The following is an 18,621-nucleotide window of genomic DNA, read 5'->3' as shown; positions in this document are numbered from 1 at the left end:
CCCCGACTGCACAGTAACCCCGTCGAGTAGCCGAGGTCTCTGTCCTGCGGGTCAGCCGCCCCGGGTGATTCTTTGTCGAGTCCCTACGAACGGTCCATCTTTTCTTTGCTTGATCGCTGTGCCGGGGCACTCGCGTAACGAAGCGGCCCGGACCCCTTGTCCGCACGTTTACCCGTTAGTAGCCTCCAGGCGTCGAACGGGCTCGTGACGCGTGGGGGTGGGGGCGGGGTGCTGCGCAGACTCGTGGCCGGACTGGCCGCGATCGTACTGGTCGCGGAAGCGGCAGTGCTGGTACTCGTCCACCTCGTGTTGGGCCGGACCACGGAGAACCAGTCGATGTCCATCGCGGGCAGCGACCCGGATGTCATGTCCAAGGCAACCTACGGGCTGGGGGCGGGCATGGGCGCCTTCCTCCTGCTGTGCGCGGTGTTCGCCGCCTCCGCCGCGATCCGCGACCGGAGGCCCGGCCGCTTCGCGCGCATCGTGATCGTCGCCGCCGCCGTCACCCACGGAGTGCTCGGCATCCTCACCGTCGTACTGGTCGGCTGGACCGCCTTCGCGGCGATGATGCTGATCCTGTGCCTGCTGGTGCTGACCCTGCTCCTCTACGAGGACCGGGCGCCGCAGGCCGGACGGGGCGCGGCGCCCGGGGAGCTCAGGCCCACAAATCCGTGATGGATACACCCAGTTCGCCCAGCAGCGAGCGCAGCATCGGCATGGACAGCCCGATCACGTTGCCGTGGTCCCCGTCGATGCCCTCGATGAACGGCGACGACAGACCGTCCAGGGTGAACGCCCCCGCCACGTGCAGCGGCTCGCCGCTGGCCACGTACGCCGCGACCTCCGCGTCCGTCGGCTCGCCGAAGTGGACCGTCGTGGAGGCCGTCGCCGACACCTGACGGCCGCTCACCGTGTCGATCACGCAGTGCCCGGTGCGCAGTACGCCCGACCGCCCGCGCATCGACTTCCAGCGCGCGGTGGCCTCCTCGGCGTCCGCCGGCTTGCCCAGCGCCTCGCCGTCCAGCTCCAGCACCGAGTCGCAGCCGATGACCAGCGCGCCCGAGGCCTCGTCCAGGCCCGCCACGACCGCCGCCTTGGCCTCGGCCAGCGCCAGTGCCAGCGCCGCGGGCTCGTCGTGGTTCAGGGTGTCCTCGTCGAAACCGCTGACGATCACGTGCGGGGCGAGCCCCGCCTGCCGCAGCAGGTTCAGACGGGCGGGGGAGGCGGAGGCGAGCACGAGCTGGCGGGGGGAAGGCGTCGTCATGCCCGCCATCGTAGGCCGACGGGGACAGCCCTCAGAAAGGTCCTACGCCCAGGACGTAGACCGCCACGAGCATGGCGAGGAGCAGCACCACCGTCATCCGCCGGACCATCGCCTGCGCGTCGCGCATGTCCTTGGGCGGCTCGTTCTCAGGGTCGGACCAGAGCATGCCCCGATCCTGGCCCCGCGGACGGGCGGGGCGCCTGAGTACGGGTACTCAGGCGCCACCGTCCTTTCGCATCAGATCCGCTCACGCGGGCCAGTACGTACGGCCCCAGGCGCGCGGCCCCGGGTGCGGCACGCGGCGGCGCGCCACCCGGGCCGGCCGCGACCATTCGTCCGCGACCCGGGGAGCGCCCGACGGTGCCGAAGCCAGCACCGCCGCGCGCGCTTGGACCACCGCCAGTGCGGCGGCCAGCTCCTCCGGGGTGGGGTTCCCCTTGACGACCTTGATGACCACTGGACTTGCCTCCCGGTCCTAGAGGGGGATGTTCCCGTGCTTCTTCGGCGGCAGGGACTCCCGCTTGGTGCGCAGCTGCCGCAGTCCCTTCACCACGTGCGCCCGGGTCTCGGACGGCATGGTCACCGCGTCGATATAACCGCGCTCGGCCGCCGTGTACGGGTTCAGCAGCGTGTCCTCGTACTCGGCGATCAGCCGGGCCCGGGTCGCCTCCGCGTCGCCGTTGGCCTCCGCCTCGGCGATGGTGCGGCGGTGCAGGATGTTCACCGCGCCCTGCGCGCCCATGACGGCGATCTGGGCGGTCGGCCAGGCCAGGTTGAGGTCCGCGCCGAGGTGCTTGGAGCCCATGACGTCGTAGGCGCCGCCGAAGGCCTTGCGGGTGATGACGGTGATCAGGGGGACGGTGGCCTCGGCGTAGGCGTAGATCAGCTTCGCGCCGCGCCGGATGATTCCGTTGTACTCCTGGTCCGTGCCCGGGAGGAAGCCCGGTACGTCGACGAACGTCAGCACCGGGATGTTGAAGGCGTCGCAGGTCCGCACGAAGCGCGCGGCCTTCTCGGAGGCGTTGATGTCCAGGCATCCGGCGAACTGCATCGGCTGGTTGGCGACGATGCCCACCGGGTGGCCCTCGACCCGGCCGAAGCCGGTCAGGATGTTCGGCGCGAAGAGCGACTGGGTCTCCAGGAACTCCGCGTCGTCCAGCACGTGCTCAATCACAGTGTGCATGTCGTACGGCTGGTTCGCACTGTCGGGGATCAGCACGTCCAGCTCGCGGTCGAGGTCGCTGACCTCGGTGTCCGCCTCCTCGGGGAAGGCGGGCGGCTCGGAGAGGTTGTTCGACGGCAGGTACGCGAGCAGGGACTTCACGTACTCGATGGCGTCCTTCTCGTCACCCGCCATGTGGTGGGCGACGCCGGACGTGCTGTTGTGGGTCCGCGCCCCGCCGAGCTCCTCGAAGCCGACGTCCTCGCCGGTGACCGTCTTGATGACGTCCGGGCCGGTGATGAACATGTGCGAGGTCTGGTCGACCATGACCGTGAAGTCGGTGATGGCGGGGGAGTAGACGGCGCCGCCGGCGCAGGGCCCGACGACCAGGCTGATCTGCGGGATGACACCGGAGGCGTGCACGTTGCGGCGGAAGATCTCGCCGTACATGCCGAGCGCGCTGACGCCTTCCTGGATGCGGGCGCCGCCGGAGTCGTTGATGCCGACGAGCGGGCAGCCGGTCTTCAGCGCGAAGTCCATGACCTTCATGATCTTCTGGCCGAACACCTCGCCGAGGGCCCCGCCGAAGACGGTGAAGTCCTGCGAGAACACGGCCACCGGGCGGCCGTCCACCGTGCCGTAGCCGGTGACGACGCCGTCGCCGTACGGACGGGTCTTCTCCAGCCCGAAGTTGGTGGAACGGTGCCGGGCGAGCTCGTCGAGCTCGACGAAGGACCCTTCGTCGAGCAGCAGGGCCACTCGCTCACGAGCCGTCAGCTTGCCCTTGGCGTGCTGCTTCTCCACCGCACGGGCGGAACCGGCATGAGTGGCTTCCTCGATACGGCGCTGCAGATCCGCGATCTTGCCCGCGGTGGTGTGCATGTCGATCGGCTCTGACGGTTCTGGCATCGGGGTCGCGGCTCCCTGCGTGGTGTCAACGGCCTGGTCAATTGATTGACTACTGCTGGCTACTGGTGCGTAGCGTATCGGCGGGCATGGCGCTCGGCAGTGCGGCGTTTGACACACCTGCATTGGCTTGCTTGGCCCCGCTCCCTTCCCTAGGGGAAGGCGATCCCGCCATCGCCGGCCGGGGCCTCGTGTCGCTTCCTCCGGGGCCCGGAACGAGGCGCTCGTGTGTCGTCGAGGTAGAAACGGAACGCGGAAGCCCGCTTTGCCGGAGAATTCCCTACAGGCCGGAAGCTAGGGTCGGTCAAGATCCGAACGCGATCTCGGGTCAACGGGTTGCACACAGTGACATTTGGAGTCCGATCATGCCGTCAGACGCATCAGCAGGAGCTCCCGGCGGACGCTGGTCGAGCCTCGACCGGCCGCCGCTGAACGCAGAGGCCCTGCGGCGGGCCCTCGTCACCGACGGGGGGCTGTGGTCCTCCCTGGAGGTCGTCGCGGCCACCGGGTCGACCAACTCCGATCTCGCGGCCCGGGCGGCGCAGCTCGCCGACGGGGCCGTGCTCGTCGCAGAGGAGCAGACCGCGGGCCGCGGGCGGCTCGACCGGAGCTGGGTCGCGCCGGCCCGGTCGGGGCTGTTCTTCTCCGTACTGCTCAAGCCGGGCGACGCGGTGCCGCAGGAGCGCTGGGGGTGGCTGACCCTGCTCGCCGGGGTGGCCACCGCGACGGGGCTGTCCCGGGCGGCGGGCGTGGACACCGCACTCAAGTGGCCCAACGACCTGCTCGTCACCGTGGAGGGGGAGGAGCGCAAGACCGCCGGGATCCTCGCCGAGCGGGTCGCCGACGGGGTCGTCATCGGCATCGGGCTCAACGTGACGCTGACCGAGGACGAGCTGCCGGTGCCGGAGGCCGGCTCGCTGGCACTGGCCAAGGCGGCCGTCACCGACCGGGACCCGCTGCTGAGGGCCGTACTGCGCTCGCTGGAGCAGTGGTACGGAAACTGGCGCGCGGCCGGCGGCGACCCGGCGGCCAGCGGGCTCCAGGAGACCTACGCGGCGGGCTGCGCGACGCTCGGCCGACACGTCCGGGCGGAGCTCCCGGGCGGGCGCACCCTCACCGGAACGGCCGAAGCGGTCGACGCGGAGGGACGCCTGGTCATCCGCACCTCCGAGGACCGCCACGAGGCGGTCACCGCGGGTGATGTGGTGCACCTCCGGTCCGTCCACTGACCTCGGGGTTCTTCCCGCTCGGGCGCGGGCGCGGGCCGCTCGCGCCCGTGGCGCGGAATTCCCCGCCGACCGGGGAGTGAGCTACGGCACACCTGCCGTATGGTTTAGGCGATCCCGGTACTCGTGGTGACCACCGGTTCGGCAGGGCAGTGCGTACGGAATGGACAGGAGGCGGCCCTTGACCGTCGACGACTCTACGTCCAGCGCGCCCGCCCCCGGGCCCTCGGGCCACGGCACCCCGATCGGGCGGGACCAGCACACCCCGCACCACGAGGTCGACCACACGGTCCAGCCGACGGCGGATCCGCTCGCCATCCGGCTGGAACAGCTGATCCTGGGCGCCGAGCGCCGGTACACGCCCTTCCAGGCGGCCCGCAGCGCGGGCGTGTCGATGGAACTGGCGTCGCGCTTCTGGCGGGCCATGGGCTTCGCCGACATCGGTCAGGCCAAGGCCCTGACCGAGGCGGACGTACTGGCGCTGCGCCGGCTCGCCGGTCTGGTGGAGGCCGGGTTGCTGTCCGAGCCGATGGCGGTGCAGGTGGCGCGGTCCACCGGGCAGACCACCGCCCGCTTGGCCGAATGGCAGATCGACTCCTTCCTGGAAGGGCTCACGGAGCCGCCGGAGCCGGGGATGACCCGTACGGAGGTCACGTACCCGCTGGTCGAGCTGCTGCTGCCGGAGCTGGAGGAGTTCCTCGTCTACGTGTGGCGGCGCCAGCTGGCGGCCGCGACGGGGCGGGTGGTGCAGGTGGCGGACGACGAGGAGATGGTCGACCGGCGCCTCGCGGTGGGCTTCGCCGACCTGGTGGGCTTCACCCGCCTGACGCGGCGCCTGGAGGAGGAGGAGCTCGGCGAGCTGGTCGAGTCCTTCGAGACGACCTCGGCGGACCTGGTGGCCGCGTACGGCGGCCGGCTGATCAAGACCCTCGGTGACGAGGTCCTGTACGCCGCCGACGACGCCGCGACGGCGGCGGAGATCGCGCTGCGGCTGATCGAGACGATGGAAGTCGACCCGCAGATGCCGGAGCTGCGGGTCGGGATCGCCTTCGGCACGGTGACGACCCGCATGGGCGACGTCTTCGGGACCACCGTGAACCTGGCGAGCCGGCTGACCTCGATAGCGCCGAAGGACGCGGTGCTGGTGGACGGGGCGATGGCCGAGGAACTGGGCCGCACCGGGGCGGCGCCGGTCTCGGAGAAGGAGGCCGAGGCCGAGGAGGGCGGCGGGTCCTACCGGTTCGCGCTCCAGCCGATGTGGCAGCGGCCGGTGCGGGGGCTGGGTGTGGTGGAGCCGTGGTCCCTGAGCCGCAGGAAGCCGCGGACGCGGGGCTGAGTCGTCCCCGGCTGCGTGGCGGGTGCCGGTCTCCTACCGCGCGCCGGCGGGGTCGGGTGTGCGGCGGGGTGCCCCCGCAGGGCGTCGAACGCAACCACGCCCTGCTTGCCGGTGCCTCTGCAGGTTCGACGCCCGAGGAGGTGCCCCGGCGCGCGGCCGGGCCCGGCGGTCCCTGCGTGCGGGCCGGGCCGGGGTGCCGATGCCGGCGGGCCGGGCCGGGGTGCCGCTGCGCGGAGCCGGTCCCCTACCCGCCCTTCCACCGTTCCCTGGGGCTCCGCCCCAGACCCCGCGCCTCAAACGCCGGCGAGGCTGGATAGGCCCCGCCCCTCGGACGCCGGTGGGGCTGGATCGGGCCCGCGCCTCGGGCGTCGGCGAGGCCGGGTCGATCCCGCGCCTTGAGGGCCGGTGGGGCTGGAAGGGGGTGGGAACGCGGACTACAGTGCGGTGATAACGCTCGTTAACCGGGAGGGTCGCAGGCATGTCTGAGCAGCGCTTCGGAGAGTTCGTCGCGGTACGGCGGGAAGGCGACGGGCACGTCGCGGAGCTCGCCATGGACCGGCCCAAGGCGATGAACGCCGTGTCCACGGAGATGGCCCGGTCCATCGGCGCGGCCTGCGCCGCCCTCGCGGCGGACCCGTCCGTGCGGGTCGTCGTGCTCACCTCCACCGCCGAGCGGGCCTTCTGTGTCGGCGCGGACCTCAAGGAGCGCAACTCGCTGTCCGACGCCGAGCTCGTGCGCCAGCGCCCCACCACCCGCGGCGCGTACGGGGGCGTGCTGGAGCTGCCGATGCCGACGATCGCCGCCGTGCACGGCTTCGCGCTGGGCGGCGGCTTCGAGCTGGCCCTGGCCTGCGACGTGATCGTGGCCGACGAGACGGCCGTGGTGGGCCTGCCCGAGGTGTCGGTGGGCGTGATCCCGGGCGGCGGCGGTACGCAGCTGCTGCCGCGCCGGGTCGGGGCGGCGCGGGCGGCCGAGCTGATCTTCACTGCGCGCCGGGTGGAGGCGGCCGAGGCGCTGTCGCTGGGTCTGGTGGACTCGGTCGTCGAAGCCGGGAGCGACAGGGCCGAGGCCCTCGCCCTGGGTGCGCGGATGGCGGCGAACTCCCCGGTGGGCCTGCGCGCGGCCAAGCGGGCGCTGCGGCTGGGGCACGGGATGGACCTGTCGGCGGGCCTGGAGATCGAGGACGCGGCCTGGCGGACGGTGGCCTTCTCCGGGGACCGGGCCGAGGGCGTGGCGGCGTTCAACGAGAAGCGCAAGCCGAACTGGCCGGGGGAGTGAGAGCCGACTGACCGCGCCCCTCCAGTGTTCGTGATCTTCCCGGCACCTCACGTCGCGCCGACTGTTACTAATCGGACAAAAGTCCCTAACCTGTGGTGATGGGAGTTGACGGGCGGCTGCGAGCAGTGGTGGGCCTCGCTCAGGCGATGGCCGCGGCCTCGACGCCGCGGGACAGTGTGCGGGCGGCCGCGCGGGGCGCGCGGGTGGCGCTGGACGGGTCGTTCGCCGCGATCTCCGCGTGGGAGCGGGAGCGGGGGCGCCTGCGGGTGCTCGTGAACGAGGGGGAGCGGCGGGAGGGGGAGGAGGAGTTCCCCGAGGACGAGTCCTACCCCGTGCACGACTTCCCCGAGATCACCGAGTTCCTGCACGAACGCTGGGCGGGCGGCGGCGGCCCCCACGCCTGGGTCGAGAGCGCAGCCGGCGACCGCCCGGGGCGCCGGGGCGCCGCCCTGCGCCGCCGGGGGCGCGGGACCTGCGTGGTCGCGCCCGTCGTCCTCAGCGGGCGGGCCTGGGGCGAGCTGTACGTGGCCCGGGACGAGGGGCTGCCCGGCTTCGACGCGGACGACGCGGAGTTCGCGACCGTACTGGCGGCCGTCGTGGCGGCCGGGCTGGCCCAGAACGAGCGGCTGGAGGAGGCCCGGCGCCTGGCCTTCACGGACCCGCTGACCGGTCTCGCGAACCGGCGGGCCGTCGACATGCGGCTCGACGAGGCGCTGGAGGAGCACCGGCGCACGGGGGTGGTGGTGAGCCTCGTCGTGTGCGACCTGAACGGGCTGAAGAAGGTCAACGACACCCTGGGCCACGCGATGGGCGACCGGCTGCTGGAGCGGTTCGGGTCGGTGCTGAGCCTGTGCGGGGCCATACTCCCCGGCGCGCTGGCGGCGCGGCTGGGCGGGGACGAGTTCTGCCTCGTGGGGGTGGGGCCGAGCGCGGACGAGGTCGTACGGGTCACGGACGAGCTGTGCGCGCGGGCGGCGGAGCTGGAGCTCGGGGAGGGGGTGGCGTGCGGGGTGGCCTCCACCGGGGATCCGATCGGGCCGGTGAAGTCCTCCCGGCGGCTGTTCCGGCTGGCGGACGCCGCCCAGTACAAGGCGAAGGCGGCGCGCTCCGCGAAGCCGGTCGTCGCGGGGCGCGACACCGCGGTGGTCCCCCTGGCGGACGCCGCCGCGGAGGCCGCCTCGGGCGAACGCCGCCGCTTCCGGGGCCGTCCCTAACCCCCCGGGCCGCGCCCGGGCCCTGGGGCTCCGCCCCCGGAGCCCGCTCCTCAGACACCGGAGGGGCCGGACTTCGCCGGCTGCGGCCGTAAGGGGTCCTGGTGGAAGTCACTAGTGACATGGCGCGATTCAGTCCGTACGCTGCTGAATATGGATATGCACACTGTCGTGGTGGGGACGTCCGGGACCACCGCCGAGGACGTCATCGCCGTAGCCCGGGGCAACGCCCGCGTCGAGCTGTCCGCGGAGGCGCTCGACGCGCTCGCCCGCGCCCGCGAGATCGTCGAGGGCCTCGCCGCCAAGCCCGAGCCGGTCTACGGCGTGTCCACCGGCTTCGGTGCACTCGCCTCCCGGCACATCAGCCCCGAGCTGCGCGCCCAGCTCCAGCGCAACATCGTCCGCTCGCACGCCGCCGGCATGGGCCCGCGCGTCGAGCGGGAGGTCGTCCGGGCGCTGATGTTCCTCCGGCTCAAGACCGTCGCCTCCGGCCACACCGGCGTGCGGCCCTCCGTCGCCCAGACCATGGCCGACCTGCTGAACGCCGGCATCACCCCCGTCGTCCACGAGTACGGCTCCCTCGGCTGCTCCGGCGACCTCGCGCCGCTCTCCCACTGCGCGCTCGCGCTCATGGGCGAGGGCGACGCGGAGGGCCCGGACGGGACCGTCCGCCCCGCCGGCGAACTGCTGGCCGAGGCCGGCATCGAGCCGGTCGAGCTCCGCGAGAAGGAGGGCCTCGCCCTCCTCAACGGCACCGACGGCATGCTCGGCATGCTCGTCATGGCCCTCGCCGACCTGCGCAAGCTCTACACCTCCGCCGACATCACCGCCGCGCTCACCCTGGAGGCGCTGCTCGGCACCGAGAAGGTGCTCCGGCCCGAGCTGCACGCCATCCGCCCGCACCCCGGCCAGGGCGCCTCCGCCGCCAACATGCTGGCCGTACTGAAGGGCTCCGGGCTCACCGGGCACTTCCAGGAGGAGTCCGCCCCGCGCGTGCAGGACGCGTACTCCGTGCGCTGCGCCCCGCAGGTGGCCGGCGCCGGCCGCGACACCATGGCGCACGCCGCCCTGGTGGCCTCCCGCGAGCTCGCCTCCGCCGTCGACAACCCGGTCGTGCTGCCCGACGGGCGCGTGGAGTCGAACGGCAACTTCCACGGCGCGCCAGTGGCCTACGTCCTGGACTTCCTGGCCATCGCCGCCGCGGACCTGGGGTCGATCGCCGAACGGCGCACCGACCGGCTCCTCGACAAGAACCGCTCGCACGGCCTGCCGCCGTTCCTCGCGGACGACGCCGGCGTGGACTCCGGTCTGATGATCGCCCAGTACACGCAGGCCGCCCTGGTCAGCGAGATGAAGCGGCTCGCGGTGCCGGCCTCGGCCGACTCGATCCCGTCCTCCGCCATGCAGGAGGACCACGTCTCGATGGGCTGGTCGGCCGCGCGCAAGCTCCGTACCGCCGTCGACAACCTGACGCGGATCATCGCGATCGAGCTGTACGCGGCCACCCGGGCCATCGAGCTGCGTTACGGGCTCACCGCCGCCCCGGCCAGCCGGGCGGCGATCGCGGCCGCCCGTGCGGCGGGTGTGCAGGGCCCCGGGCCGGATCGTTTCCTCGCCCCGGACCTGGCCGCCGCCGACGCGTTCGTCCGCAGCGGCGCGCTCGTCGCCGCCGTGGAGACGGAGACCGGTCCGCTGGCCTGAGGACGCGTGAGCGTACGAGGACGAGCGTGAGAGCCGCCCGGGTGTTGCCCGGGCGGCTCTTCGCGTACGTGAGCGGGCCGGGTCAGAAGGTGCGGGAGCGGCGCACGGAGAAGGCCACGAAGCCGGCCCCGGCGCCGAGGAACAGCGTGCCGCCCAGGAGGTACGGCGTGGTGTCGACGGAGCCGGTGTCGGCGAGCGAGACGGACTCCAGCTGCGGAGCCGTAGCGGAATCCCGGCGCGCGGCCGGCGGGGCGGTGGTAGGGGCGTTGGCGGCGGTCGGCGCGCCGGAGCGGCCCGTCGCGGGCCCGGGTGCGGCGGCGCCCGCGGAGGGCACGAACCACAGGGCGCCGAGGAGGGTGGTCGCTCCGAGAGCGGTGAGCAGCGGACGGCGTGCGGACACGGTGCGATCCCCCTTGTGGAAGCAGCGAATTGGCCGTGTGCGGTGATGCTACGGAAAGGGGCGGGTCGTGGGAAAGCCGGGGGTTCCGCGGGCTTACTCTCCGTCGTATGAACCCCACTGAGACATCACGCTATGTACGGCTTCGGGTCGATCTGGTGCTGGAGGTGCCGGACGCCCAGGCACTGACCGGAGCCGCGCTCGCCCACATCGAGGCCGACGAGTTCATGCCGGACGAGGAGCGCGGCCACGCCGAAGCCGCCGTACGGGAGGACGAATCGGAGGCCCTGGCCTACCTCGTCGACCCCACTGACCTGGTCGCGGACATCCCGGGGGTGGAGCTCGCGCAGGCCTCCTGGAGCAGCGAGCCCGTCGAATACGACCCCGAGTCCATGGAGTGGGACATCGACGAGGAAGATGGGGACTTCGACGAACAACCCGACAACGTCTGACCGTGTGGTTGCCCACATCCGAAGGGAATGTGGAACCGATCCGCGGAGTTAGCGCGTTGTCAGGGCGGGGCAGGGGTGATCTCCCCCTGCCCGGCCCAACCCCGGGACGGCAGCCCCGGGGTCTCCGGCAACGATGGAGTGGCGTGTGAGGACGGACAGCAAGCGGCGGAGAAGGTCTTTGATGGCCATATCCGCCGTGCTCGGTGGCGTACTGGTGCTCTCGGCGTGCAACGACGGCGGGGGCGGTGACAAGCCGAACGCGGGCGAGAGCAGCAAGTCCCAGGCGGACGTCGACGCCGCGGCGGCGAAGGACGCCTCCAAGGCCAAGATAACGATCACGCCCAAGGACGGCGCCACCAACGTCGGTCTCAACGACGCGACCACCGTCGCCGTCAGTGACGGCACGCTCACGGCCGTCGAGCTCAAGACCTCCGAGGGCACCGCCGTCGCCGGCAAGATCGCCGCCGACGGCAAGAGCTGGAAGCCCGACGGCGCGCTGAAGCGTTCGACGAAGTACGCCCTGTCGGCGACCGCGAAGGACGAGGCGGGCCGCGAGGCCCACGAGAACGCCTCGTTCACCACGGTCTCCCCGGAGAACAGCTTCGTCGGCTCGTTCATCCCGGACGAGGGCCAGACGGTCGGCGTCGGCATGCCGGTCTCGATCACCTTCAACAAGCCGATCAAGGACAAGAAGGCCGTCCAGTCGGCGATCACGGTCACGTCCAGCAGCGGCCAGGAAGTCGTCGGCCACTGGTTCAACCCGCAGCGCCTGGACTTCCGCCCCGAGAACTACTGGCAGGCGAACTCCACCGTCACGATGAAGCTCGCGCTCGAAGGCGTGCAGGGCGCGCCCGGCGTCCAGGGCGTCCAGAACAAGACCGTCACCTTCAAGATCGGCCGCAAGCAGGTCTCCACGGTCGACACGAAGACCAAGAAGATGACGGTCACCCGGGACGACGCGGTCCTCAAGACCATCCCGATCTCGGCGGGCTCCCCGCAGAACCCGACCTACAACGGCCAGATGGTCATCTCCGAGAAGTTCAAGGAGACCCGGATGGACGGCTCGACCGTCGGCTTCAAGAACGAGGAGGGCAAGGGCGAGTACGACATCAAGGACGTCCCGCACGCGATGCGGCTGTCGACCTCCGGCACCTTCATCCACGGCAACTACTGGGGAGCGGACTCGGTCTTCGGCAGCGTCAACACCAGCCACGGCTGTGTCGGCCTGAACGACGCCAAGGGCGCGAACGACCCCAACCAGCCGGCGGCGTGGTTCTACGACAACTCGCTCATCGGCGACGTGGTGACGGTGATCAACTCCCCGGACAAGACCATCACGCCCGACAACGGCCTCAACGGCTGGAACATGAGCTGGGCCGACTGGAAGGCGGGCTCCGCGGTCTGACGACCGTGATCCGCCCGAAATGAACCGCCGAGGAAGGCGGGGATCCCGAACGGGGTCCCCGCCTTCCTTGTTGTCGTGGCCGTGGCCGTGGCCGTGGCCGTGGCCGTGGCCGTCGCCCAGGCTCAGGCGGCGCGGCGCGCCCGGCGGCGGAAAATCCCCGGCCGGCGGGGCGGGCGCCGTTCTAGGGTCCCGGCATGACGATCCGATCCCTCGCCGTGCCCCCGACCGACCCCGAAGTGGACGCCTGGCTCGCCGTCCTGGCCGCCGCCGCGGCCACCGACCTGCCACCGCCCTCCCGCGTCGAGGTCGGCGGCCGGCTGCGCGTGGCACCGGCGCGCGGGCGCGCCGCACGATGGGCGTCCGCGGACGGCGCCGCCGTGGCGGGGCTGCTCCTGTTCAGCGACGAGGCCAACGCCAAGACCGCGTTCCTCGACGTGCTGGCCGTACACCCCGACGCCCGCCGCCGGGGCACCGGCACGGCCCTGTGGCAGCGGGTCCGGGAGGAACTCCTCGCCGACGGCCGCACCTCGGTCTCCACGATGGTGGACCTGGGAGGCCCGGGGCAGGCCTTCGCGGAGTCCCTCGGCTTCGAGAACGTCCTGCCGATGGCCTGGTACGTACAGGAAGTGACGCGGCCCCAGGTGCGGGAGGAGCCCGTCCCCGGGTACGAGCTGAAGGTCTGGCACGGCCTCGCCCCGGACGACTGGGCCGGGCCGCTCGCCCACGCCCACGGGGCGATGGAGGACGCGCCCACCGGCGACGTGGACGAGCGGACGGAGACCTGGACGGCGAGCAGGCTCCACGCGGCGCAGCAGCTGATCCTCGACCGCGGCGGCGAGCTGACCACCGTCGCGGCCGTGACCCCGGAAGGCGAGGTCGCGGCCTACACGGAACTGGTCCTGCCCGACCCGGCCGGCCCGCGGGCACTCCAGTACGACACCGTCGTCGTCCCCGCCCACCGGGGCCGCGGCCTCGGCCGGGCCGTGAAGCGGCACATGCAGACGCTGGCCGTGCACCGCCATCCCGCCCTGCGGCAGATCGCCACGACGGTCGCCGACGAGAACACCCCCATGCGCCGGGTGAACGAGGCCCTCGGCTACCGGCGCGAACGCGGTACGGCCTACTACCAGCTCAAGCTGTAGCAGCGGGGTCCCGGTCCTGGTCGGCCCCCTCCCCGGGGGCAGACCAGGACGCCAGGAGCCGCAGCGCGTCCGCGGACGGGGAGCCCGGCGCCGCGTGGAAGGCCACCAGCGACTGCCCCGGGTCGTCCGGGAGTCGCAGCGTCTCGAAGGACAGCCGCAGCTCACCCACCAGCGGATGCCGCAGCACCTTCACCCCGTGCGTCTTGTCCGCCACGGTGTGCGCCGCCCACAGCCGCCTGAACTCCTCGTTCTTCACCGACAGTTCCCCGACCAGCGCCGACAGCTGCTCGTCGTCCGGGTTGCGCCCGGCGTACATCCGCAGATTGCTGACGACCTCGCACGCCCGGCACTCCCAGTCCCGGTACAGCTCGGCGGTCGACTCGTCCAGGAACACCAGCCGCACCAGGTTCCGTTCCGCCGCCGGCAGCCTCCCGAAGTCTCCGAAGACCGCCGCCGCCAGCCGGTTCCAGCCGATGACGTCCTGCCGGTGCCCCACCAGATACGCCGGTACGCCGTCCATCGCGTCCAGCAGCGTCCGCAGCTCCGGCCGCACCTGCTGCGGGCGGTGCCCCTGGCGGCGCCTGCGCGCCCTCGGGCGCGCCAGATGGGTCAGGTGCGCCCGCTCGGTGCCGTCCAGCCGCAGGGCGCGCGCGATCGCGTCCAGCACCTCCGCCGACACGTTGTGCCCGGCGCCCTGCTCCAGCCGCGTGTAGTACGCGACGGACACCCCCGCCAATTGCGCGAGCTCCTCGCGGCGCAGCCCCGGCACCCGCCGGTGACGCCCGTAGTCCGGCAGGCCCACATCCGCAGGGCGCAGCCGAGCCCGCCGGGAGCGGAGGAACTCACCGAGCTCGGCACGCTGATCAAGCTGGTCCATGCCGCCAGTATCCCGGGAGGGCGGATGCGGGTGCGGGGCCGAGCCTGACCCCGCCATTGGTAGGCACGCCAGTCCTAGGAAGAGCAGGGTGCTGGGTGTCCGCCGCCCCGGCGGGCAGTGTGGACGACGTCACCGGGGAGCGACACCCCGATCCCCACCGCCGACGAGGAGCACCCCACCCATGTCCGTCACCCAGGTCGCCGCCTACGCGGCCCCGGCCCCCAAGGCCCCGCTGGAGCGCACCACCGTCCCGCGCCGCCCCGTCGGCGAGCACGACGTCCTCATCGACATCAAGTACGCCGGCATCTGCCACTCCGACATCCACCAGGCCCGCGACGGCTGGGGCGAGGGCATCTACCCCATGGTCCCCGGCCACGAGATCGCCGGTGTCGTCACCGAAGCCGGCCCGGGCGTCACCAGGTTCGCGGTCGGGGACCGGGTGGGCGTCGGCTGCTTCGTCGACTCCTGCCGGGAGTGCGCGTACTGCCTGGGCGGGCAGGAGCAGTTCTGCGTCCAGGGCGCGACCGGCACGTACAACGCCCGCGACAGGAACGGCGAGCCCACGTACGGCGGCTACTCCACCCATCTCGTCGTCGACGAGAACTACGCCGTCCGCATCCCCGACGGCCTCGCCCTCGACGCCGCCGCCCCGCTGCTGTGCGCCGGCATCACCCTCTACTCCCCGCTCAGGCGCTGGCAGGCGGGCCCCGGCAAGAAGGTCGCGATCGTCGGCCTCGGCGGCCTCGGCCACATGGGCGTGAAGATCGCCGCGGCCCTGGGCGCGGAGGTCACCGTCCTGTCGCAGTCGCTGCGCAAGCAGGAGGACGGTCTCAGGCTGGGCGCCTCCCACTACTACGCCACCGGCGACGAGACCACCTTCGAGAAGCTGGCCGGCACCTTCGACCTGGTCCTGTCCACGGTCTCCGCGCCGCTGCGCCTGGACGCCTACCTCGGCCTGCTGAAGGTCGACGGCGCGCTCGTCAACGTCGGCGCCCCGGAGGAGCCCGTCTCCCTCAGCCTGTTCTCCGTCATCAGCGGCAACAGGACCCTCGCCGGGTCGATGATCGGGGGGATCGCCGAGACCCAGGAAATGCTGGACTTCTGCGCGGAGCACGGGCTGGGTGCGGAGATCGAGGTGATCGCCGCCGAGCAGATCAACGAGGCGTACGAGCGGGTGGAGGCGAGCGACGTCCGCTACCGCTTCGTGATCGACACCTCCACGATCTGACCCGGGACCGGCCCGGCCGGGCGGGGTGCGGCGGCGCCCGCGCCCGGTGTCACACGCTCTTCATGCCCCGTGCATGGTCCCGGCGCCGCGCGCCGCGGATGATCACTCCAACGCCCTTCCACCGCCGAGGAGTTCCCATGCCCAGCCGCCGCAATTTCCTCGCCGGCTCCGCGGCCGCCGTCGGCCTCGCCACCCTTCCGCAGCTCCCGGCGGCGGCCCCGGCGGCCGCGGCGGACGGCACCGCCCCCGCCGGTCTCCCCCACCTGGTGGTGGTCCTGGCCGACGACCTCGGCTACGGCGACCTGGGCGCGTACGGGCAGAAGCTGATCAGCACCCCGCGCATCGACCGGCTCGCCGCCGAGGGACTCCGGTTCACCGACGCCTACTCCGCGGCCGCCGTCTGCGCGCCCTCCCGCGCCGCCCTGCTCACCGGCCTGCACACCGGCCACTGCGCCGTCCGCGCCAACCCGTCCAGCGGCGGCCAGGGCAGCCTCGGCCCCGGGGACACCACCTTCGCGGAGGTGCTGCGCGCGCGGGGCTACCGTACGGGCCTGTTCGGCAAGTGGGGCTTCGGCCCCGAGGTCGCGGACCAGCCCAGCCACCCGGGAGCGCGCGGCTTCGAGGAGTTCTACGGGTACATCGACCACAGCCACGCCCACGAGTACTACCCGGCGTACCTGTGGCACAACGGCGCCAAGGAGACCGTCCCGGCGGGCACCTTCGCCCCCGACGCCATCGCCGAACGCGCCTTCGCCTTCATCGACGCCCACGCGGCCGGCACCGACCCCTTCCTCCTCTTCCTCGCCCCGAACCTCCCGCACGCCCCCAGCGAGATCCCCGACACCGGCGCGTACGCCTCGCAGTCCTGGACCCAGGCCAACAAGGCGCACGCGGCGCAGATCAGCCACCTCGACGCGCAGGTCGGCGCGGTCGTCGACCGGCTGAAGGCCCTCGGCATCGCCGAGCGCACCGTGGTCCTGATCGCCTCCGACAACGGCCCGCACGAGGAGGGCGGCGTCAACCCCGACCTCTTCGACGCCAACGGCCCGCTGCGCGGCTACAAGCGCAACCTGTACGAGGGCGGCGTACGCGTCCCGCTCATCGCCTGGGCCCCCGGCCGGATCGCTGCGGGCACCACGAGCGCCCGCCCCACCCCGCTCCACGACGTCCTGCCCACCCTCGCCGAACTCGCGGGCGGCGCACCGGCCCCCTCCGACATCGACGGCCTCTCGGCGGCCGCGGTCCTGACCGGCCGGCCGGATCTGGCACCGCTCCACAACCACCTGTACTGGTACCGGGACGAGCAGGGCGTCACCAGCCGGGCCAACACCCAGGACGGTGGCCGCGCGAAGCAGGTGGCCGAGGCCATCCGCAAGGACCAGTGGAAGGCCGTACGGTTCGCCCCGGCGCGGGACCGCACCGTGCCGGACGCCCAGTGGGCGTTCGAGCTGTACGACCTGAAGACGGACCTCGCCGAGAAGAACGACGTGGCCGCGGCGAACCCGTCGGTGGTCTCGGCCCTGACTACCCTCCTGCGCGCCTCGTGGGCGGACACCTACGTGCGCCGCGCGTGGGGCCTGACGGCGCTCGCGGACGCCTCGGCCGGCACCGTCACCACGACCGTCTCGAACGGCACCGCCCGCCCCTGGCCGGACGTCGCCGTGACCCTTCCGGCCCCCGCGGGCTGGACGGCCACCCCGGCCTCACCGGCCACCGCGACCTCCCTGGCACCCGGCGAGGCGCTGACCACGACCTGGCGGGTGACCGCCCCCTCGACGACGGCCGCGCTGCTCACCCCGCGGGCCACCACCTCGTCCGCCCTCGCCTTCACGGCCCCCACCCGCTACGCCCCGCTCCCGGCCCCGCCCGCGCGGGACGGCTACCTCAGCGACCTCCCGTGGGTCTCGGCCACCAACGGCTGGGGGCCGGTCGAGATCGACCGCTCCAACGGCAAGCAGGCGGCGGGCGACGGCACCCCGATCGCCTTCGGCGGCGTGACGTACCCCAAGGGCCTCGGCGTCCACGCCCCCTCGGAGATCGTCTACCACCTGGGCGGGCGAGTGTCCCGCTTCACCGCGCTCGTCGGCATCGACGACTTCTCGACGAAGCAGTCCTCCGTCGGCGCCACCCGCGCCATCGTCCGGGGCGACGGCCGCACCCTCCACACCACCGCCACCCTCACGGGCGCCGGCGGCCCGGCCCGCATCGACCTGGACGTGACGGGCGTCCGCGTCCTCCACCTGGTGGTGGAGGACGCCAACGCCCGCACCTCCTACGACCACACGTCCTGGGCGCTGCCGTACGTGACGGTGGTCTAGTCACAGGGCGTCAATCACTCCGCGGCGGCCACACCGATCGGGCAGCTCACACCCGTGCCGCCGATGCCGCAGTAGCCGCCGGGGTTCTTGTCCAGGTACTGCTGGTGGTACGCCTCCGCGTTCCAGAAGGGGCGCTCCGACGCCGGGAGGACGGCCGTGGTGATCTGGCCGTAGCCCGAACCCGTCAGGACCTTCTGGTAGGCGTCGCGGGAGGCCTCCGCCGTCTTCTGGTGGGCGGGGGAGTGGGTGTAGACCGCCGAGCGGTACTGGGTGCCGACGTCGTTGCCCTGGCGGAAGCCCTGGGTGGGGTCGTGGGACTCCCAGAAGACCTTCAGGAGCGTCTCGTAGGAGACGAGGGACGGGTCGAAGACGACCCGGACGACCTCGGTGTGGCCGGTCAGACCCGAGCAGACCTCTTCGTACGTCGGGTTCTCGGTGAAGCCGCCCTGGTAGCCGACCAGGGTGGTCCACACCCCCGGGGTCTGCCAGAACTTGCGCTCCGCGCCCCAGAAACAGCCCAGGCCGAAGTCGGCCACTTCGAGGTGGGCGGGGTAGGGGCCGGCCAGCGGGTTGCCGAGGACCGTGTGCCGGTCGGGGAGCGTGAACAGCGGCTCCGCGCGGCCCGTCAGGGCCTCCTCGCGGGTGGGGAGCTCGGGCGTGCGGCGGTACGAGAACATGGGTCGCCTCCTTCGGTACCCCCTCAACGGACCGGGGCGT

The 18,621-nt window shown here is 72.6% G+C and carries 18 protein-coding genes; 11 read left to right on the top strand and 7 right to left on the bottom strand.

What is annotated here, in order from left to right; all coding sequences use genetic code 11:
- Window positions 1-228: 228 nt before the first annotated feature.
- Window positions 229-675 carry a hypothetical protein gene (locus tag ACZ6Y1_RS23035; protein ID WP_469632774.1) on the top strand — a complete coding sequence of 149 codons (447 nt, stop codon included), beginning with the start codon at window positions 229-231 and terminating at the stop codon, window positions 673-675.
- Here ACZ6Y1_RS23035 and ACZ6Y1_RS23030 read toward each other — a convergent pair.
- From ACZ6Y1_RS23030 to ACZ6Y1_RS23015, 4 genes are all read right to left on the bottom strand, one after another.
- Complete coding sequence (locus ACZ6Y1_RS23030; RefSeq protein ID WP_469632771.1) at window positions 656-1,273, bottom strand: Maf family protein; 618 nt, start codon at window positions 1,271-1,273, stop codon at window positions 656-658. The genes ACZ6Y1_RS23035 and ACZ6Y1_RS23030 overlap by 20 nt on opposite strands.
- A gap of 22 nt (window positions 1,274-1,295) precedes the next feature.
- Complete coding sequence (gene mmpB / locus ACZ6Y1_RS23025) at window positions 1,296-1,430, bottom strand: morphogenic membrane protein MmpB (RefSeq protein ID WP_376661733.1); 135 nt, start codon at window positions 1,428-1,430, stop codon at window positions 1,296-1,298.
- 81 nt (window positions 1,431-1,511) lie between these two features.
- Window positions 1,512-1,721: an acyl-CoA carboxylase epsilon subunit gene (locus ACZ6Y1_RS23020; RefSeq protein WP_469632768.1), complete on the bottom strand. Its 210-nt coding sequence runs from the start codon at window positions 1,719-1,721 to the stop codon at window positions 1,512-1,514.
- 18 nt (window positions 1,722-1,739) lie between these two features.
- Entirely contained in the window at window positions 1,740-3,335 is a 1,596-nt protein-coding gene (locus ACZ6Y1_RS23015; RefSeq protein ID WP_469632765.1) for an acyl-CoA carboxylase subunit beta, read from the bottom strand.
- A 362-nt stretch (window positions 3,336-3,697) separates the two neighbouring features.
- Here ACZ6Y1_RS23015 and ACZ6Y1_RS23010 point away from each other — a divergent pair, with 362 nt between their 5' ends.
- From ACZ6Y1_RS23010 to hutH, 5 genes are all read left to right on the top strand, one after another.
- Complete coding sequence (locus ACZ6Y1_RS23010; protein WP_469632763.1) at window positions 3,698-4,561, top strand: biotin--[acetyl-CoA-carboxylase] ligase; 864 nt, start codon at window positions 3,698-3,700, stop codon at window positions 4,559-4,561.
- A 178-nt stretch (window positions 4,562-4,739) separates the two neighbouring features.
- A complete protein-coding gene (locus tag ACZ6Y1_RS23005) occupies window positions 4,740-5,894 on the top strand; it encodes an adenylate/guanylate cyclase domain-containing protein (protein ID WP_469632760.1) in 1,155 nt (384 codons plus the stop codon).
- Between the two features lie 478 nt (window positions 5,895-6,372).
- Window positions 6,373-7,173 carry an enoyl-CoA hydratase/isomerase family protein gene (locus ACZ6Y1_RS23000; protein ID WP_469632756.1) on the top strand — a complete coding sequence of 267 codons (801 nt, stop codon included), beginning with the start codon at window positions 6,373-6,375 and terminating at the stop codon, window positions 7,171-7,173.
- 98 nt (window positions 7,174-7,271) lie between these two features.
- Complete coding sequence (locus ACZ6Y1_RS22995; protein WP_469632753.1) at window positions 7,272-8,387, top strand: GGDEF domain-containing protein; 1,116 nt, start codon at window positions 7,272-7,274, stop codon at window positions 8,385-8,387.
- A 156-nt stretch (window positions 8,388-8,543) separates the two neighbouring features.
- Window positions 8,544-10,085, top strand: coding sequence for a histidine ammonia-lyase (gene hutH / locus ACZ6Y1_RS22990; RefSeq protein WP_469633118.1), 1,542 nt, complete (start codon window positions 8,544-8,546; stop codon window positions 10,083-10,085).
- 82 nt (window positions 10,086-10,167) lie between these two features.
- Here the strand turns inward: hutH and ACZ6Y1_RS22985 are convergent, their stop codons facing one another.
- The gene (locus ACZ6Y1_RS22985) at window positions 10,168-10,485 is read right to left on the bottom strand and encodes a hypothetical protein (RefSeq protein WP_469632750.1); all 318 of its coding nucleotides are present in this window, start codon (window positions 10,483-10,485) and stop codon (window positions 10,168-10,170) included.
- Window positions 10,486-10,592: 107 nt separating this feature from the next.
- On the opposite strand from ACZ6Y1_RS22985, the gene ACZ6Y1_RS22980 reads away from it, so the two are divergent.
- The 3 genes from ACZ6Y1_RS22980 to ACZ6Y1_RS22970 all read left to right on the top strand — a co-directional run bounded on the left by ACZ6Y1_RS22980 (window position 10,593) and on the right by ACZ6Y1_RS22970 (window position 13,481).
- The gene (locus tag ACZ6Y1_RS22980) at window positions 10,593-10,934 is read left to right on the top strand and encodes a hypothetical protein (RefSeq protein WP_469632748.1); all 342 of its coding nucleotides are present in this window, start codon (window positions 10,593-10,595) and stop codon (window positions 10,932-10,934) included.
- Between the two features lie 133 nt (window positions 10,935-11,067).
- Complete coding sequence (locus ACZ6Y1_RS22975) at window positions 11,068-12,339, top strand: L,D-transpeptidase (protein WP_469632745.1); 1,272 nt, start codon at window positions 11,068-11,070, stop codon at window positions 12,337-12,339.
- Window positions 12,340-12,533: 194 nt separating this feature from the next.
- The gene (locus ACZ6Y1_RS22970; protein ID WP_469632742.1) at window positions 12,534-13,481 is read left to right on the top strand and encodes a GNAT family N-acetyltransferase; all 948 of its coding nucleotides are present in this window, start codon (window positions 12,534-12,536) and stop codon (window positions 13,479-13,481) included.
- Here ACZ6Y1_RS22970 and ACZ6Y1_RS22965 read toward each other — a convergent pair.
- Window positions 13,471-14,358, bottom strand: a complete 888-nt coding sequence (locus tag ACZ6Y1_RS22965) for a helix-turn-helix transcriptional regulator (protein WP_469632738.1) — start codon at window positions 14,356-14,358, stop codon at window positions 13,471-13,473. The genes ACZ6Y1_RS22970 and ACZ6Y1_RS22965 overlap by 11 nt on opposite strands.
- A gap of 181 nt (window positions 14,359-14,539) precedes the next feature.
- On the opposite strand from ACZ6Y1_RS22965, the gene ACZ6Y1_RS22960 reads away from it, so the two are divergent.
- Together ACZ6Y1_RS22960 and ACZ6Y1_RS22955 are read left to right on the top strand one after the other, a co-directional pair.
- A complete protein-coding gene (locus tag ACZ6Y1_RS22960) occupies window positions 14,540-15,586 on the top strand; it encodes an NAD(P)-dependent alcohol dehydrogenase (protein ID WP_469632735.1) in 1,047 nt (348 codons plus the stop codon).
- A 137-nt stretch (window positions 15,587-15,723) separates the two neighbouring features.
- Complete coding sequence (locus tag ACZ6Y1_RS22955) at window positions 15,724-17,904, top strand: sulfatase-like hydrolase/transferase (RefSeq protein WP_469632732.1); 2,181 nt, start codon at window positions 15,724-15,726, stop codon at window positions 17,902-17,904.
- Window positions 17,905-17,918: 14 nt separating this feature from the next.
- Here the strand turns inward: ACZ6Y1_RS22955 and msrA are convergent, their stop codons facing one another.
- On the bottom strand, window positions 17,919-18,581 hold the full coding sequence (msrA, locus tag ACZ6Y1_RS22950) for a peptide-methionine (S)-S-oxide reductase MsrA (protein ID WP_469632729.1): 663 nt from the start codon (window positions 18,579-18,581) through the stop codon (window positions 17,919-17,921).
- Window positions 18,582-18,621: the final 40 nt, after the last annotated feature.

The organism is Streptomyces sp. NPDC053432, from assembly GCF_055585365.1.
Note: the sequence above shows the minus strand (reverse complement) of the source record. Positions and strands in the feature narration are given on the sequence as shown.